At 57.1% G+C, this 15522-nt stretch carries 19 protein-coding genes; 9 read left to right on the plus strand and 10 right to left on the minus strand.

Annotated features, from left to right (window positions below; genetic code table 11):
- Positions 1 to 274 precede the first annotated feature (274 nt).
- Complete coding sequence (locus tag I41_RS17935) at positions 275 to 922, plus strand: hypothetical protein (protein WP_145434278.1); 648 nt, start codon at positions 275 to 277, stop codon at positions 920 to 922.
- Between the two features lie 165 nt (positions 923 to 1087).
- Positions 1088 to 1465 carry an SDR family NAD(P)-dependent oxidoreductase gene (locus I41_RS17940; protein ID WP_145434279.1) on the plus strand — a complete coding sequence of 126 codons (378 nt, stop codon included), beginning with the start codon at positions 1088 to 1090 and terminating at the stop codon, positions 1463 to 1465.
- Positions 1466 to 1778: 313 nt separating this feature from the next.
- Here the strand turns inward: I41_RS17940 and I41_RS17945 are convergent, their stop codons facing one another.
- The 5 genes from I41_RS17945 to I41_RS17965 all read right to left on the minus strand — a co-directional run bounded on the left by I41_RS17945 (position 1779) and on the right by I41_RS17965 (position 6978).
- Positions 1779 to 2270, minus strand: a complete 492-nt coding sequence (locus tag I41_RS17945) for a hypothetical protein (protein WP_145434280.1) — start codon at positions 2268 to 2270, stop codon at positions 1779 to 1781.
- 209 nt (positions 2271 to 2479) lie between these two features.
- Positions 2480 to 3106, minus strand: a complete 627-nt coding sequence (locus I41_RS17950) for a hypothetical protein (protein WP_145434281.1) — start codon at positions 3104 to 3106, stop codon at positions 2480 to 2482.
- Between the two features lie 109 nt (positions 3107 to 3215).
- Positions 3216 to 3539, minus strand: coding sequence for a YrhB domain-containing protein (locus tag I41_RS17955; protein ID WP_168206989.1), 324 nt, complete (start codon positions 3537 to 3539; stop codon positions 3216 to 3218).
- Between the two features lie 428 nt (positions 3540 to 3967).
- Positions 3968 to 4426 (minus strand): IS66 family transposase, encoded by a 459-nt coding sequence (locus I41_RS17960; RefSeq protein WP_145434283.1) that lies wholly within the window; start codon positions 4424 to 4426, stop codon positions 3968 to 3970.
- 812 nt (positions 4427 to 5238) lie between these two features.
- Positions 5239 to 6978 carry a cupredoxin domain-containing protein gene (locus I41_RS17965; protein ID WP_145434284.1) on the minus strand — a complete coding sequence of 580 codons (1740 nt, stop codon included), beginning with the start codon at positions 6976 to 6978 and terminating at the stop codon, positions 5239 to 5241.
- A 657-nt stretch (positions 6979 to 7635) separates the two neighbouring features.
- Here I41_RS17965 and I41_RS17970 point away from each other — a divergent pair.
- The gene (locus I41_RS17970; RefSeq protein WP_145434285.1) at positions 7636 to 8028 is read left to right on the plus strand and encodes a hypothetical protein; all 393 of its coding nucleotides are present in this window, start codon (positions 7636 to 7638) and stop codon (positions 8026 to 8028) included.
- Positions 8029 to 8126: 98 nt separating this feature from the next.
- On the opposite strand, the gene I41_RS17975 is transcribed toward I41_RS17970, so the two are convergent.
- Positions 8127 to 8597: a hypothetical protein gene (locus I41_RS17975; protein ID WP_145434286.1), complete on the minus strand. Its 471-nt coding sequence runs from the start codon at positions 8595 to 8597 to the stop codon at positions 8127 to 8129.
- Between the two features lie 164 nt (positions 8598 to 8761).
- Here I41_RS17975 and I41_RS17980 point away from each other — a divergent pair, with 164 nt between their 5' ends.
- Both I41_RS17980 and I41_RS17985 read left to right on the plus strand, forming a co-directional pair.
- Positions 8762 to 8968: a hypothetical protein gene (locus I41_RS17980; RefSeq protein WP_145434287.1), complete on the plus strand. Its 207-nt coding sequence runs from the start codon at positions 8762 to 8764 to the stop codon at positions 8966 to 8968.
- 112 nt (positions 8969 to 9080) lie between these two features.
- A complete protein-coding gene (locus tag I41_RS17985; protein WP_145434288.1) occupies positions 9081 to 9737 on the plus strand; it encodes an SOS response-associated peptidase in 657 nt (218 codons plus the stop codon).
- A gap of 71 nt (positions 9738 to 9808) precedes the next feature.
- Here the strand turns inward: I41_RS17985 and I41_RS17990 are convergent, their stop codons facing one another.
- On the minus strand, positions 9809 to 11017 hold the full coding sequence (locus I41_RS17990; protein ID WP_145434289.1) for a HEAT repeat domain-containing protein: 1209 nt from the start codon (positions 11015 to 11017) through the stop codon (positions 9809 to 9811).
- A 94-nt stretch (positions 11018 to 11111) separates the two neighbouring features.
- Between I41_RS17990 and I41_RS17995 the strand changes: the two genes are divergently transcribed.
- Complete coding sequence (locus tag I41_RS17995) at positions 11112 to 11345, plus strand: hypothetical protein (protein WP_210420988.1); 234 nt, start codon at positions 11112 to 11114, stop codon at positions 11343 to 11345.
- 77 nt (positions 11346 to 11422) lie between these two features.
- Here the strand turns inward: I41_RS17995 and I41_RS18000 are convergent, their stop codons facing one another.
- Entirely contained in the window at positions 11423 to 11683 is a 261-nt protein-coding gene (locus I41_RS18000; RefSeq protein WP_145434290.1) for a hypothetical protein, read from the minus strand.
- Between the two features lie 245 nt (positions 11684 to 11928).
- Here I41_RS18000 and I41_RS18005 point away from each other — a divergent pair, with 245 nt between their 5' ends.
- The gene (locus tag I41_RS18005) at positions 11929 to 12186 is read left to right on the plus strand and encodes an SDR family oxidoreductase (protein ID WP_145434291.1); all 258 of its coding nucleotides are present in this window, start codon (positions 11929 to 11931) and stop codon (positions 12184 to 12186) included.
- Between the two features lie 210 nt (positions 12187 to 12396).
- Here I41_RS18005 and I41_RS18010 read toward each other — a convergent pair whose 3' ends face one another.
- A complete protein-coding gene (locus I41_RS18010) occupies positions 12397 to 12576 on the minus strand; it encodes a hypothetical protein (protein WP_145434292.1) in 180 nt (59 codons plus the stop codon).
- A gap of 252 nt (positions 12577 to 12828) precedes the next feature.
- Between I41_RS18010 and I41_RS18015 the strand changes: the two genes are divergently transcribed.
- A complete protein-coding gene (locus I41_RS18015) occupies positions 12829 to 13065 on the plus strand; it encodes a hypothetical protein (RefSeq protein ID WP_145434293.1) in 237 nt (78 codons plus the stop codon).
- A gap of 2 nt (positions 13066 to 13067) precedes the next feature.
- Positions 13068 to 13289, plus strand: coding sequence for a hypothetical protein (locus I41_RS18020; RefSeq protein ID WP_145434294.1), 222 nt, complete (start codon positions 13068 to 13070; stop codon positions 13287 to 13289).
- 34 nt (positions 13290 to 13323) lie between these two features.
- On the opposite strand, the gene I41_RS18025 is transcribed toward I41_RS18020, so the two are convergent.
- Positions 13324 to 13737, minus strand: coding sequence for a hypothetical protein (locus tag I41_RS18025; protein ID WP_145434295.1), 414 nt, complete (start codon positions 13735 to 13737; stop codon positions 13324 to 13326).
- Between the last annotated feature and the right edge of the window lie 1785 nt (positions 13738 to 15522).

Raw genomic sequence — 15522 nt, forward strand, 5'->3', positions numbered from 1 at the left:
GGCAACGATGCCGGATGTGGTCCGAGTGGATCAAACGCGAATCAAGGGTGGCAAAACTGAGTCAACGGTTGAAGTTACCAAGGGGAATCAACGGCTCAAGCGAGTTGCTGACGGAAGCATCGAAATGGAAAAGGAGCCGAGTCGCGGCAGAGGAAATGGCGATTCACTGCCGAATGATTTCCGTCGCCATTTCGACCGCGGGCTTATTCGCCGGCTTTTCACTTCGCTCACGCTGGAGCCCCTCGGGGAATGTCAAGTTGCCGGACGCAAATGCGTGCGAATCCGAGCCGTCCCGACTCCCGTCGATCAGATTTGGCCTCATTGGCTCCCCACTGAGGCGGACGAATTTGAGTTCGCCGCTGATTTGGAGTTCCCATCGCTCTTATCAATTCGGGCCAACTTAGGGGGGCTGACCTTTGAGACGTTTGAAGTCGTTCAAGTGACGTTCAATGGGGAGATTGACGGCGACGTTTTCAACGTGCAGCCGTTATCAGGCAAGCATACGCGGGATGCCATGCCAGTTGTTCAACGCATGACCTTGGAGGCGGCAATCGACAAGGTTCCATTCACCGTCTTACTTCCAAAAGTCAGGTCTGAGTTTGGTGGATGCGACGTTAACTACGAACCGCCGCGAGGGAAGCGGCCGGAGGGTCTCGGCATCCACTATCACGGGGGAGACTCGAATCGGTTTTGGTTTCACCTTCGCGCGGAACTTGACCCAGAAATGCAAGACCGACTGGAGTTTGAGGAAATCGAGTTTTCGGGGCGACGGTTTCAACTGTCAGACCCCGAAATTGACGGGGCTCTGAGTATCCTGGTCTTCCAGCAAGACGGAACTTGGGTTGAGATCGTGTCGGATTTCGCCCGCAATGATTTGCTGAACTTGGCAGCGTCATTTAAGCCGGTCGCCCGGAACCAATGACGCCCGCTATTCACTGATTCCATGAGTGACCAAGACCGACCAAATCGCTTTGCATCGAAGCCGCTGCCATCATCGGAGATGTAGTCGCCGGACCTGCCCGAGCCGCGTGGTGGCTTATTTTTGGCGGAGCATTAATCAGCGTCATTCCGACGGCAGTCGTGCTACCTGCGGAAGGCCGCTGCCCCGCGGGTCGTCAATGTCTCCAGCGGCTACGGGCAGCTCGCTGGGATGTCGGCCAACGTGCCGAGCTACTGCCTCTCCAAGCTCGCACTTAACGGCGTCACGATCATGTTGGCGGCGGCGCTGCGGGACGATGGAGTCGCCGTTAACTCGATGTGCCCCGGTTGGGTCCGCACCGACATGGGCGGTCCCGATGCGACGCGTTCTGTGGACGAAGGCGCAGACACGGCGGTGTGGCTCGCCGACGAGGCCCCGCACGAACTCACCGGAAAGTTCTTCCGCAGTCGGGCCGAAATCGTTTGGCAAATCGCACCCATCGCGAGGGCGATCAGCACGAGTTGCAAGGCGAGTCTGACGGGCTGAAATTATGGATCAAGTTGGCGCTGCTCACGCCTCCTGGAGGCCCCCAGGCGGCCTGCAGGCGCTCTTGAAAACGACGGAGCGCGAGAGCGACGCCGGTGACAATTATCACGACGAAGTTTTGCCGGACATCATGTCCGGCCAAAGTCATTCCGCGTTTGCCAGGTGCGACCATCAAGGCACATAAGATCACTCGCCCGTCAAGCGTCGCCAGCCTCGGTAAGTAGACCGTTTGAACGCTTCGCCTCCACAGGCCGGCGGGCGATGCGTTGATTGCAACAACCGATCAGACCGCCGGCTCCGGTGCAACGCTTGGTTAACTGCCGATCTCACTCTTTAGATACTGCTTCCATGTGATGCGGGTGCGTTCTTCATTTTGTGCTCGAGTGACAATCAAGGACGTCGAACTGTTCGCGGTGTTGATCACAATGGTATGAAACGCAAACTCACGCCCATCGGACTCATCGCTGAATACGACCGATCTCCCAACGTTCGGGTCAACTCCGAGCTTCTTGTCGTTCTCCGGATTTCGCGTCAGCAACTCGCGATAGTACTTGAGAACCTTTTCAACTGAGTCGCTCGTCGACATCGTTGTGGACAGAATCACTGACGGTACTGTACGTGCGCCATCCGCTCCTATCGTCGCTGCATCGGACATACGTGAATTTGCAATCTCAGCATCTGGGTATCGCCACTTCTCAACTGTATCCATCAAACTGACCGGCTCGTCAGCAGACGCCGTAACCAACATGACCATCGCCAGCGGCAGGCTCAGCGAAAATGCCAATGGAAAAGATAAGTGTCGCATGCGGAAACGCCCTTATTGCGATGGGTGACCTGACCGTACCGTGACTTGGTCTGCGATTCTTGGGTGAAATCCGCAAATGATTCTGCGGCTAACGTTCGAGTTAACCGGCCCGCGGAGGCAGGCACCGTAAGGCCGGGCTGAGATGATGCACCATGTGCCTCAGCCCGGCCTTACGGTGCCTGCCGTAGCGGGTCCGGTTGAACGAGTGGTTAGGCGTCACCGCGCTCATAGTCCAAGCTGAATGTTCTCTGGACCCACTCCTCAATTTCCTGTTTGCTGGGCCTCCTCTCTGGCTGCCCAGGCCTGCTAGCCATGGCTTCGCGGAAGTTGGCCATCTCGGTTGAGCAATAAAATGCCTTCTGAAGTCGACCTTCTTCGAAAATCAGCTCGTGAACAATGCGGAACTTGTGAGCGGGGTGGAAGCCCATGTGTACATACATCTCTCGGATGAACTCGCCGCCCAGTAGCAAGCCGCCACTGAAGCGCACTGGCTGATGCAAATTGCGAACCCTCTTGTCGTGCGCAAGTTGCGTGACCGGCACCCAAGCGCCTTTCTCAAGCTTTCGAGCGTCATACGTGTACGACTCGAGCACGCGCCCGAACACTTGAGCACCCTTGGCGCTGTCTTCTTCACTCAGGCCGATGTTCAGTTGTTCGAGAAACAGCGCTTCGTCATGAACGGAGTACTCGCAGTGAAACCCGCGCCAGCACGCCGTTGAGAACGCCTGAGCCACTAAGCCATGATCTTCAGGCTTGAAGAGGCCAACACCGTCGATTCCGGCGAGTGCGTACTGCTGGCCACGGAAGTTCACGATGTCGGGGACTTGTGCGGTCATTCTGTGACGCCTAATGGCACACGTCACCGAGTCGCGGGAGATGACGTCTCATAGTCGTAAAGCATCGTCCGCGACTTCGGTGCACGTGATTGTTCTGTCTTCTTCCGTTCTAGCGAGCACTTTCGCTCGAGTCGTTTGTAGGACGCCCGGACTTATAGAAACTTGAAAGCATCTCCCGCGCAGTCATGGATCCAGTGTAGTGATGTAGGCAGCCAGATCGTTTGCAAACGAGAATTGGATTATTGCTCATTAGAGCGAAATCCAGATCTTCTGTGTCTAAGAACTCTTTTGTGTTGTAGGGGAATACCCATGCATTTTCATCTTCGATGACGTGGGCTTCGTTAATCACGATGTTTCCAACACCGCAAAACAATGGTTTCACATATTCGATCACCTTTGCTGCGGCATGGGCTCTGGAAATCATGGTCATCATCGCTTTGAACATTCGATAGACAGAACTTGTTATTAGACAGAAACTTCTTCAGTAAGCCCTGCATATTGAAGGGAACATTCAGTAAGCAGCTTGCCTATTCTAACGGATGGCCTCAGGCTGCTTCAATCTTAAGCCCCTGTCGTCGGAGCGGACAGAGAATCGGCAGCTCCGAAGCAACCCAGGACGAACCGACATGGGTCACGAGCGCGGATCGTCGATTTGCCGAGCTAGACCGCATCACGCGAATAGGGCCGCACGTGCCCACTCCGAGCCCGGTTCCAAATACGTTGGTTTCCTGACATTCGTCAGGAAAAGTCGTTAGGTGATGAGTCTTCGGGCGGCGACATGTCTAAACTCACGTCACCTATCAAAGCGCCGAGTAATCGTCAGAATTTAGCTTCTCGGTGTCGCACCATCCGGCGGTACAGCTACCGCGACCAGCACCGGCGAGATTCCGGGTGGGCCGCCAACCAAGTGTTCGGCAGTAACGCCGCGACCGCAGGCGGCGAATGTCGCGATAACTGGATCAGCAGATCGCGCACGTAGGCAAACGGCTCGACCTGATTCGCCTTGGCGCTGGCCATGATCTTATAGAGGACCGCAGCCGCCATGCCGCCGTTGTCGCTGCCCATAAACAGATAATGCTTGCGGCCTATTGCTACCGGACGAACGCTTCGCTCACTCAGGTTATTGTCGATCGACAGCGCGCCGTTCTCACAGTAGCAAACCAGTTCGTCCCAACGCGGCAGCACGTACTGCAACGCTTGGCCGACGGGACTCTTGGGCAGCACGTTCTGCTCGGTGGCCTGGAGCCAGTGGCGAAACTCACCGAGCAAGGGCAACGAATACAGTTGTCGCAGCTCCAAACGCTGCCCATGCCAGGCCACCCGCTGGGCGTCGTTGTCGACGCCGGTCCCCTAGGTGTCGTCCAGGTAGGTCGTCGCGTCGGGCAGCAGCACCATCAAGTCGATCGTCAATCGGGCCGGCTTAGCTGGCGGTTGTTCGTGGGAGCTGCGTCTACGAGTCCGTGCTAGAGCGTGCGGGAGGGCTACCGGCGACGTGCCGCGCGCCCTGCGACCTCCTGAGGAGCAAGAGGGCCTTTGCTTAGCTTTCAGCGACAACACGCGCGCTTCTACTCGGTGGGACGTCAGCTCCTCGCCGAGTTACCGCCAAGCGGCTGGCAAGGCCGCGGCGAGATCGATCGCCAACGCTTGGCTTGAATGTCATTGCTGACAGTTATCACGAGATAGTTGACGGACATCATGTCCGGCGGCACTCGTCTAGCTCCGCCTGGCAAATTGCGCGACGACCGACAGCGTTCCGAGCACAGTACATCGCGTCAGAAATGGATGACGCCGACCCCCTCTCATCCGTGCGGGCGGCGAAGGCGATGTGTGGGGCTCAAGAGTCGGCGTCGTCATCGTGATAGTCGTTGTCCCAACGCGAAGAGTGTGGGAGTCTAATTGCAATCCCATACGCCGAGAGCGCGATGATGACTATGAGCACCGGAATCCAAGGTACAGAGTCTCTCAGAGCGGCAGCAATGACTATCGATTGAAGCATCCCCGCTACACTGATTACGACTGGCGTCCCGCAAGCGGTGAGCACACGGCTCGCCATCCACCTGAGGAAGCAAGCGGTCCTGTCCTTCAGGCTACTTGCAATTCAATCGGCAGCCTCGCTGTTGCGGCCCTTAAAACTAGCGACACGCCAGTAGCGCACGGCGTTTGGAGAACCCAAAAAGGAAGGCCATCAGGCAAATACTGAAAGCCTGCGGTTCGGGAACTAGGGTGAGAGTGACCTTAGCACCTGCTGAAATGGTGGGCGAAAGAAATCGTTCAAATGGCGAGCCATCGGCTAAGACGCCGCTTAGCGTCCGACCGCGGTCTCCAAGCACGAAACGTACGCCCTGCTGCAAGCGCGGTATCGGCTCGCCGTCCAGCTTAAACTCTGTGCCCAAGAAGTTGAGTTCGGCTCCGCTGTCAATGTACAAACTTTGACCGAACGACCCACCAGAAACATTGAGCACACCGCCGCGATCAACGCTGAAGAACCTTCCGAGCGTTCCGCCCGCTAAATTGAATGTACCGCCGATGCGAGAGACGTCCCCAAGAGTCCCTCCAAAAAGATTCATGACGCCGCCACGATTAACTTGCACCGTATCTTGCAGAGAACCTGACCCGATAGTTCCAACTCGGCCACCATGTACGTTGATCTCACTGCCTTCCATTCCTCGCAAGAATTCAACGGTGCCTCCCCTCTCAACATCGAAGGTGCTATCGTAGAGAAAAACGCCGAACGCCGACCTGCCCGTCATCTTAAGTCTGCTTCGCTGGGCAAACACGGAACCCATGCTCGAACCAGCCGATAATTCAATCTGGCTGCCGTCAACTGCAACAAGGTCCCCGTTAAGTTTGCCGCTGATCTTGACGGTTGCAGCGACAGATCTCAGGTTATTTCCGACGGTGCCTCCGGGGTCGACGATGAGCGTGCTGCCTCGGCCTGCAGTGAAGTAATTCCCCAATACTTGGCCTGCGTCGACGCGCAGAGTCTGCCCTTCTCTAAGCCCTCGCGGCGTCGGATCACGAGACGCTAGTAGATCGGCTGGCAAAGGCGGCGGCACCGATGTTGCTTTCAACTTCAGTACGCCAGGCGCAAGGCTATCGCCGTCCGATCCTTTTAGGGCGGTAAACACGATTGGAGTTCCGTCGGTAAGGGTTCCGCTTAACACAGACCGGTTAGGTATGTCGATGGCGACGGTATCGCCAACTTGTTCAAGACCGCCGATCAACTGCCCATCGAGTCGAAACTCACCTCCGTAAAGGGCGACGTCGGCGAGCGAATAGGCGTTGAATTTGCCATATGCTCCGCCATGAATGTCGATCTTGCTGTTAATTGAAACTCCTTCGCTGCCACCGCCAATCTTTCCTCCAGTGATGCTGATTAGACTGTTGGTGTGCCCGATCAGATTGTTGACCAGCCCGCCGTTTATTGTAAGTTTCCCGCCGTTCTCAACCCGAGCGCCATTCTCGCCGCCATCAATAATCGCGTTCGCGCCGTCTTTCACAACTAGTCCCGGTCCATTTCCGCCGGAGATGAAGGCTCTGCTGCCGGAATAAAGCTGCAAACTGCTATTCCATACGCCCCCGCCCACGTGAACGGTCGTGCCAGCGAAAGCCAGGGCGGTCCCTCGCATCGTTCCTCCGGAAACATTGAACTCGATGTTCGTAGAGGAACCATCCGATTGGCCTAAGTGATAGGGCAGTCCGGAAACACTGCTCTCGATTACGCCGCCTGCGGCGAGATTTACCTGCGTGTTGGAGCCAAGTATGTCGGGCAAGCTTGCCGAGGGAATATTGATCACCGTGGCAAATTGAGCACGGCCTATGTTATTTTCCACTGATGCCAAGACGAAGAGTGCGACAAAGAAGATTCTCATGCGTGCATCCAATCCCACGAACTATTAGACACCTCACTCCACGTATCCGGTATGGTAGTTGAATTGGCGAGAAAGGGAAAGCAAACTCATTCCTAGAAATTGCCGCGTCCGTTCACACTGTCCGGATTGCCGCCTACGCTGGCCAAGCCTCTCGCAACTTCCGCGAATCGCTGCTGGAAAATTATCCGCCGGCAACATAGTCTTAGGACAATACTCCAACACCCCATGCTCGCCGCGAAGCAAGCGGTCGCCAGCGTGATTTCCTTGGCGGGCACGCGAGCGCGAGATTTAGGGCGGCTATTGCCGTCGGATTTTTGATCGACTGCCGCCTATGATGTCGTTGCGTCAGTTGCGACCGAGGTTCACCCTCCGCGCCATGCTGGTGGTAATGACGCTTCTTTGCGTTTGGTGTGCCTACAGCATCAAATGGATCAAGCAACGAAGAGCGGCAATAGCGTCAGGACACGTGACGATCTTTGAGCCTCACGCAGGCGGAGAGCCTCCGCCAGCCCCGGGACTTCTATGGATGTTTGGGGAGCAAGGTTATGACTCAATCAGCGTCTTATCTGCCCCGCGCGACGAAAGAGGGAGGGTGCTCTCTCTGTTTCCCGAAGCCGCAGTAGCAGCTGACCTTGCCGAGTAGTACGATCTCACCCCATGCCCCGCCCCCGCTTCACCCTCCGCGTCATGCTGGTTGCCACGGCGATCGTGGCGGTGTGGCTCGGATGGAACGTCTCCGTGGTGCAGCGACGGAAGTTGGCGCTGGAATCCAACTCGACCTTGTCCAAGTGGCATGAGGAGCCTGCCCGGCCACTTTGTGACGTCGACTTCTTTGTTGACGACCCGGAGCCGCGCACAAATCCCGCCAGTGCTTACGACCTGGGCTATGTCCGCTTGCCGCCCACAGCTCCCTTCCGAGTGTCGACGCTAAGGAAGTGGATGGGAGATCAGCCCGTATGGCAAATTCGGTACACGCCAGGGGAAGCCCCTGAGAAAATGCAGCAACTCTTTCCCGAGGCAATCATCGCCTATAAAGACGCGGTGAAATAGCGTTTGTCGATATGGCGGCCGCGTCAGATCTTCGTAAGCGGCTCGGGGCAGACACCCTCTCATCCGTGCTGGCGGCGAAGGCGGCGTGAGTTGTCGAGTTACTCGGTTGAAATGGCTCCGCCCTGCACGAGCTTGCGGGCTCTAAACGGTCCAAAATAGTCGGCCTCCAGACCGATTTCGTCAAAGAACTGACGAGTCCAAGTACAACTCCCTGCGTAAGCGCAAGCCGCTTCGCCGTTCCTGACTTCGATTGACACGCTCGTAAAATGAAGATCTCCCGGCTGATAGTCTTTGTAGTAACGCAATGAACCGGAAGTCATGTCCCCTTCAATGATGCTCGGCGGAGCGACCGCCATTATTGCATTAATGTCATCACCGGCTTGGATGCGCCCAAAGTAAAGCTCCCGCCAAATCGGATGGCATTCGGCGTCCATCGCCTGATAGATATGCCATTCTTCGATGCTGCCGATCCTGAACCAGACACAGAATTCTACAAGGGCCGCGATCGTCAACGCGACGGGCAGCAGCAACCAAAACAGTCGGCGCTTTGAATTTGGTGCTGGTTCCATTCTCAATACATCGCCTACGGGTGATTCCGCCACTCTACCGCTCGCGCTCGCCAGACGCAAACTTTCCCGTTTCCTGCCTCCGATTTGGGCTCCACTGACGCTCTGGCCGCAAGATGTGCGATTGGCGAGCGTAGGTTTCTTGCAGCGCTGTTAACGTCTTTGGCATGAGCCACAACAAGTGCAAACGCCAACTCAGCCACATCGGCCGCAACAACCGGAGCGTCTGGATCCAGCCTGCGTATCTGGTTACCGCGAAGCACGGCATTCGCGTCGTCGCCACCGCAGCCGCGGAGACGAGGGCGGAAGCCTTACAGATCGCCGAGGCCTTTGCTCTGGAGCACAAGGCAGACCAGATCATCGACCAAACCTAGACGCCAGCACAGCCGCCCTCCAGCAGTCGACCCGCCACTCGTCTGCCGGGCGGCCGTGATGGGCTTGCCGTATGCCCGTCCGGGATTCTAGTCGGCTCGCGGCGGCGCTGGCATGATGGTGCTCATGTGCCACCACTACATCCAAGGCCGCGACCGCACCGCCGCAGGTCGGGCGATGGTCCATTACTGGGACGACGAGTTCTCAATTCAGTCGAACTTGCGCCAGCTAGAGTTGCCTGACGGCGGCTTCTATCCGCTCAAGCCCGTGCCGGTGGTTCGCCTGGACGAGAGCGGCGAGCGTGAGTTGGTGCTGTGCGAGTGGGGACTGTTGCCGTTCTGGTGGAAGCCCAGCGCCGGGACGCCCAAACGTGCGGCCTTCCAGCGCAAGACGTTTAACGCCCGCTCGGAGACCGTCTCGACGACGCCCAGCTATCGCGATGCCTTCAAGCGCCGACGCTGTCTGCTGCCGGCGGGCGCGTTTGAGGAAAAGGCGCACTACTTCAGCTTGCCGAGCGGGCAGCCGTTTGCCTTAGCGGGTCTGTGGGAATCATGGGGCCAGGGCGACGAACGCATCGAGAGCTGCACGCTCTTGACGACCACGCCGAGCGAGGAGGTGCGCGGCGTCGGTCACCACCGGATGCCGGTCATTCTGCAGCGTAAGGCCGAGTATGCTCGCTGGCTTGATCCGGAGATCAGCACGCTTGCGCCGCTTGAAGAATTGCTGAGGCCGCTGGCGGACGGTTCGCTGCAGGCGGCGGCGAAGGGCTAGCCCCCAGCCTTCCGGCCGGGGTCAGTTGGTAGACGGCAACCGTTACCGCGTCTAAGCCTCGGCGATGCTGCCTACGGCGACGCGGGTACTGTGGCCTCCATTCGCTCCAGGGCGTCCCTCGCATTTTTCTGGACGCTGACATTAGGAAAGGTTCTCTCCAATTCCTGGATAACCCCAACGACCTCGTTGGAAGGATTCTCCGAAGTGCTAAGCGCAAAGATCAATCCGTTTATCGGTTCTATAGTTCGGTTGCCCGTTCGTGGATCGTAAGGTGGCGGATCTTTCCACGTGGCCGTTAACTTCCTCAGCGCATCGACCATGTGTTCCGCATCGTCGGAAGCTGGCCCAATAACCTGCAGCATCATTAAGGCTTGTACTGCCATCCAACTCTCGGAATCGGCTAGGTGCTGGTAGGCAACGTCCCGAGTGTCCGGTAGTCCGAGGGTCTTCAGAATTAACATTGCCGCGTGCCGGCTCCTTAGGTTGGGCGATTCGAGGGCTTTGCAACAGTGCGCGACGAGGTCCGGTCCGCCGATCGCGACCGCGGCTTGCCAAGCAGGAGTGAAGGCTTTGTCATGGTCGCCCATGGCGTCAAATAGCGTAAACAACTTCGGGAGGACGCCCCGGGCTCGCGTGTCAACCAAATCACTCATAAACACGCGGTAAAACGGCTCGGGATTGACCATCCTAAATTGTTTCATTTTCTCGACAACTTGGTCATCAGTTATCGTCGGCCATTGCTGTTTCCAGTAGCGTCGGAGTAGGCCGCCAGTCGGACGGCCGCCAGAGTGCAATCGCAGAAAATCTTCCCAAGTCTTGTAGGTGAACTCCTCCAGTGCTTCGCCGCGGAGGATAGTGAACGCCAGTTCTCCATTCACAAGGATCTTTACCGGGCCGTTCCACCGCGGAAGTCCAACGACGATGAAACGTGGCCCATCGCCCATTCCAGATCTTATATAGTTTTCTTGTTTCTTTTGGGTAATTGCGATTACAAGTGCGTCCCCATCGACTGAGACTGTGTCGAGAGTTCTCGCACTATTAGGCCAGGAGGTCACCACTAACAGCGATTTCGTCGGTGGGTTGTTCTCCGGTAATTTAGGGATAAGCAAGCGGCACCGCTCTAATTCCCAGTCATCCTCGATAAGAAATATCCGATTGATGTTACCGAGTCGATGGATTGCGTCAGGTATGCCGTCAAACAGACCGAACTGCTCTACCACAACCTCTGTGGGAGCGGCATCACATTGCCCGTATTGTGCGAGCAGGAGGGGGAGTGTCACGACTAACGCTCTAGCTACAGATTGCCACATACCCTGCATTCTAACCGCAGCCGCGGGAATGCAATTGGCGGGGGGCATGGACTATAGTAGCGGCATGAACCACCCGCTTTTTCCCCTGCTGACGGACCTGGAAGCCGCCGGCATTCATTTCACACTTGGCCGCTATCGCCCAGAAGCGATTTGCGTCGCCCTGACGCTCGTCGGCCAGCGAGTTGAAATAGACGTGTTCGACGACGGCCATATGGAAGTCTGCCAATTCTCCGGTGACGAGGGTCCGTCCGGAGACGAATCGCTGGTAAGGCGGCTGATTGCCGAGAACCGCCAATAGCCCCACTTCGGCACCATCGCCGAATCCTTAGCGGCCCCAGATCGGCCCCACTTCGGGGCTGCACACTTACGACCCCACTACCCAGGTGAGGGTGGGCAGGCGGGACAGATTAGATTGAAGCCGTCGGTGTCGAGCCGCCAGCCGGCTTCCGTGACTTCTGGCGCTAACTGCTTCGCCCAAGCGATAACGTCCCCGTTCCAAGGAGGGTCATTCCAGAATGGGGTCTCCCGCTCAATATCGCACGCGTTGCACCGACAATACATCGTGCACCACAGCCCCCACTCGACGCCGTCGACTGGATCTGGGTACATCTCATTGACGTAATCTGCCGTGGTCATGCCCAGTATTCTAACCGCCGCCGCGGGAATGCAATCGGCGACAACGTGCCCAGTCGCGGCTAGAATCCGGCGATGTTCTACGTTGAAGTTCACGCACTGGCCCCCGCGACCGTCAACGACGCTGGCGGCGCGTATGTTTCGTGCTGGGTTAACGCGGACAACGAAACCGACGCCGAGGTAACTGCGCTCCAGGCAATCGAGGGCGAGGGCTGGACTCCCGAGGGAGTTACGGGCAGCTCGATGGGATGTCAGCCAACGTGCCGAGCTATTGCCTGTCGAAGCTTGCTCTGAACGGAGTCACGATCATGTTGGCGGCGGCGCTGCGCGACCATGGAATCGCCGTTAACTCGATGTGCCCCGGCTGGGTCCGCACCGACATGGGCGGTCCCGATGCGACACGCTCTGTAGAGGAAGGCGCGGACACGGCGGTGTGGCTCGCTGACGAGGCCGCGCAGGAACTCACGGGGAAGTTCTTCCGCAGTCGGGCTGAGATCGATTGGTGAATCGCGGCATCGCGATGACAATTAGCAAGAGTTGCGAGGCGACTCTGGTGGGCTGAAGTTGTTGATCAAGTTGGCGCTGCTCGCGGCTCCTGTAGGCCCCCAGGCGGCCAGTTCTCGCGAGGAAACGCGCAGATGCCCCTCAAAACAACTGGTCCTTAAATCGCCGACTAGGGCCTGGCTGGAGTGCGAGATCGACGCCGGTGACAATTATCACGACGAAGTTTTGCCGGACATCATGTCCGGCTCCTCGTGGACGCGTGATGAAGTGCGCCTTCGCGGTCTCCGCTGCCCCAGCGGCGTCAGCGGCGGCACGTCGATTGTCTGGACGAACGCCGCCGACCAATGCGCGACAATCGCGAAGGCGGCAAGGATGGCGAGTCCGCGCTTCATCGCAACAACTCCGCATGGGAAACACGCCGCGCCGGGCGAACCAGACGCGCCAGACAGTGGCAATGAACCTCCGCGTCAGTTGCCTTGGGCTGGCCCAACGCGTGGGGCTCGGCAGTTGGCTCTTCGTATCCTGTTGTTTGCTGCTGACGCGCACGTAGATGGCGATATGCTTGGTTATGTGCTATCTCCATGAATGCCGAAGGGCCGAGAGGTTTGTCCCCCTCGGCCCCTAGCGTTTGTCACATTGTGGTTATGCGTCTATCTCTTCGTTTCCTGCTGTTCTACGTCGTCCCATTCGTTGCTGGGCTGGGCGCTGCATGGGTATTCGCTGACTCAATCGACGTCTCGATGCACGACACGCTGGAGCAACCGGCATTTCGCATCGGCTTTCGCTTGGTCTTTGCGTTCTTATACACGGGGATCTGGCTCGTCGGTACGTTGTGCTACTTACTGGCTCGCCAAGTGATCCGCAAATGGCGAACGAAGTGACGATGCGTTTCAGACTGCGATTCCTGTTGCTGTACGTCATGCCCTGGGTGGCGATCGTCGCCAGCGTACTGAGTTATCCCGGCAACCTGAGCCTCGATACGCCGGAGGCCGAAACGCCGGACGGTTTAGTGCGAGCAGCTGTCTCCTATTTCGTCACTGTGATCTTCTGCTTTGTGTGGATTCGGAAAGCGAAGCGTTCCAAGACGCCCCCAGAGACCGCGTAGTCCCGCGTCTCAAAGGACGGAGCGAATAGCCGCATTATGGATGTTCTACTAGATATGATGTGCTGAAACGAAAAGCAGGCGTACCGTCACGCAAGTCAAAGCCTTCGATATACATTGAAAATGGGACGGCTCCAAACACCAGGAGGCGGCCTTTCGAGTCCGCTTTCAGTTCTGTCGAATGCGGTGAGCCGGGACCGGAGGTGCCGGGCACCAAGATGTCCTCGCACAGCACAATCGCTTTCCAAGTCGGATCCTCCGACTCTTTCTTCATGTGATAAATGGGATAGCTTCCCCAATAGTAGTCATGAACTGCGACTGCCCAAGTAGCCTCGCTCGTAGTGCAAACATCGAGTACGTTCGCTGCTTCATTAGCTTTCAATGCGTCCACAAGCACCGATGAGACAGCCAGTACAGGCTGCATTAAACCAGCAGCGGCAAAGTCGACCACGCCAATACGACCGCCGCGATCATCTTTTCCTCCCTCGTCGTTGGACGCCGACCGGCACGAAACCGTTTCAGGACCAACAGGCCGACGAAGGCAGTAATGAGAGGCACACTGGACAGAATTAGTCGGGCGTCCATGGTAGCCACTTTCGGAAATAGTCAGCCTAGTCCCCACATTCCCAGTCGGGGTCAGGGATTGCGTCTAGGCCACGCATCGACTCTGCTGCCGACGACATCGCGGGCCTGCTGCTCAGTGAGGCGGCCGTTAATGTATGCCTGTCGAATGGCTGAGATGTCTGCTTCACTCCGTGCGTGTTCCAACCAGACAAGGCACCCCAATAGAGAAGCAATCACGGTAGTGACGATAAACAGCCGTTTCAGATTGAATCGTGGCGATCGATCATCCATGCCCAGCATTCTAACCGCCGCCACGGTAGTTTCCTACAGAATCACCACCAACTCCAGCAACAACGCGACGACGCTCACGGCGATTAACGCCGACGCTGCCAAGAGCAATTAGACAGCCGTAAAAGCACATGATTCGCTTATCTGTAAGGCAAATGCTACTCAATGTCTCGGTACTCGTCGCGATGGCTGCCATTGTCGCGCCATGGGGAGGCCGTGGACTCGTTATGTTGGCTGGTGCGCTACTTGGCGGAGGCATCGCAGTAGCGTTCGCGCGATCGGCATTGAGGGTAGGGCAGGCAACAAGCTACTGCGCGACTATCGGAGGTGCGACGACAGGGCTCTTGGTCGCTTGGAGCCAATTTGAGTGGACGCACTGGGAGCAAGGGGCCGCTGTCATGACGGGGATATTGTTGGGTACGCTTATCTTCTGCCTTTCTTACACTTCGCTAAATGGCAACGACAAGCCCAAGCAACGCAGCGACGACAGTCACGTCGATTAACGCCGATTGAATAGAGATCGATTAGCGGAAGCGGAGAACGCCGACGCCGGCGAGGGTGAGGATGAGGGCGGGGTGCCAGAGGGGGAGATAATGGGCCAAATACTTGCCAGAACGAACTACTTGAAATGAACTGGTCGAGAGTTAGGGGTAGCTCTACCTATATCGGTTTAATTCATGCAAATCCAGCTTATGTCTCCCGCCGATCCTGTAACGTTCCAACATCGCGTTTCTATCACTGCGACGCGCCCCGTCAACCGTTAGAAACGGCTCGATTGCGAGCATCGGTGTGTCGCTTGAAAGACACCATACCTCTCCGTCGGCGAACGCAACATGCACGCAATCTTGCAGAATTCCTGCGAACCAATCTCCAATCTTGCTTTCGCGGTTTACGGTAATATTATCAATCGAATAATCGCCGGGCTCCATCCAGTGGACGCGCGAACCGGCCGCTTCTACGAGCACTACTAGGTCACGCGCGGAACTGTCCAGCTCTGAAATTCGGAGTGGTGCTGACGTGTTGAGCGCGGACCCGTGTCCGCTGACAGCAAAAACAGTAGTACTGCGATCGTTCGTTGCTGCTGATAATCGTGGTATGCAGTATGCGATACAAGCGCTACTAGCATTTAATGAATTAGCAGCCGCATCCCATGGGGCAGCGAATTTGCTGTCTGCTGGGTAGCTCGCTACGTTATGCCCCGTCCAATACCGCCAACTACTTAAAGCTTTGCCATCAGAGTCATTGACATTAGAGAAACGCCAGTTTGGCGACCGGTCTTCGGCTGCGAGAATTCCCAGTAACGCCAAATGAAGTCGGAGGGTTATTTCAGACGAAACCGACAGCCTCTGATTTTGCAGCGCCGCTTCCCGAATTCCGAAGGCAG

Origin of the sequence: Lacipirellula limnantheis, from assembly GCF_007746075.1 — a bacterium.
Taxonomy (GTDB): Bacteria; Planctomycetota; Planctomycetia; order Pirellulales; family Lacipirellulaceae; genus Lacipirellula; species Lacipirellula limnantheis.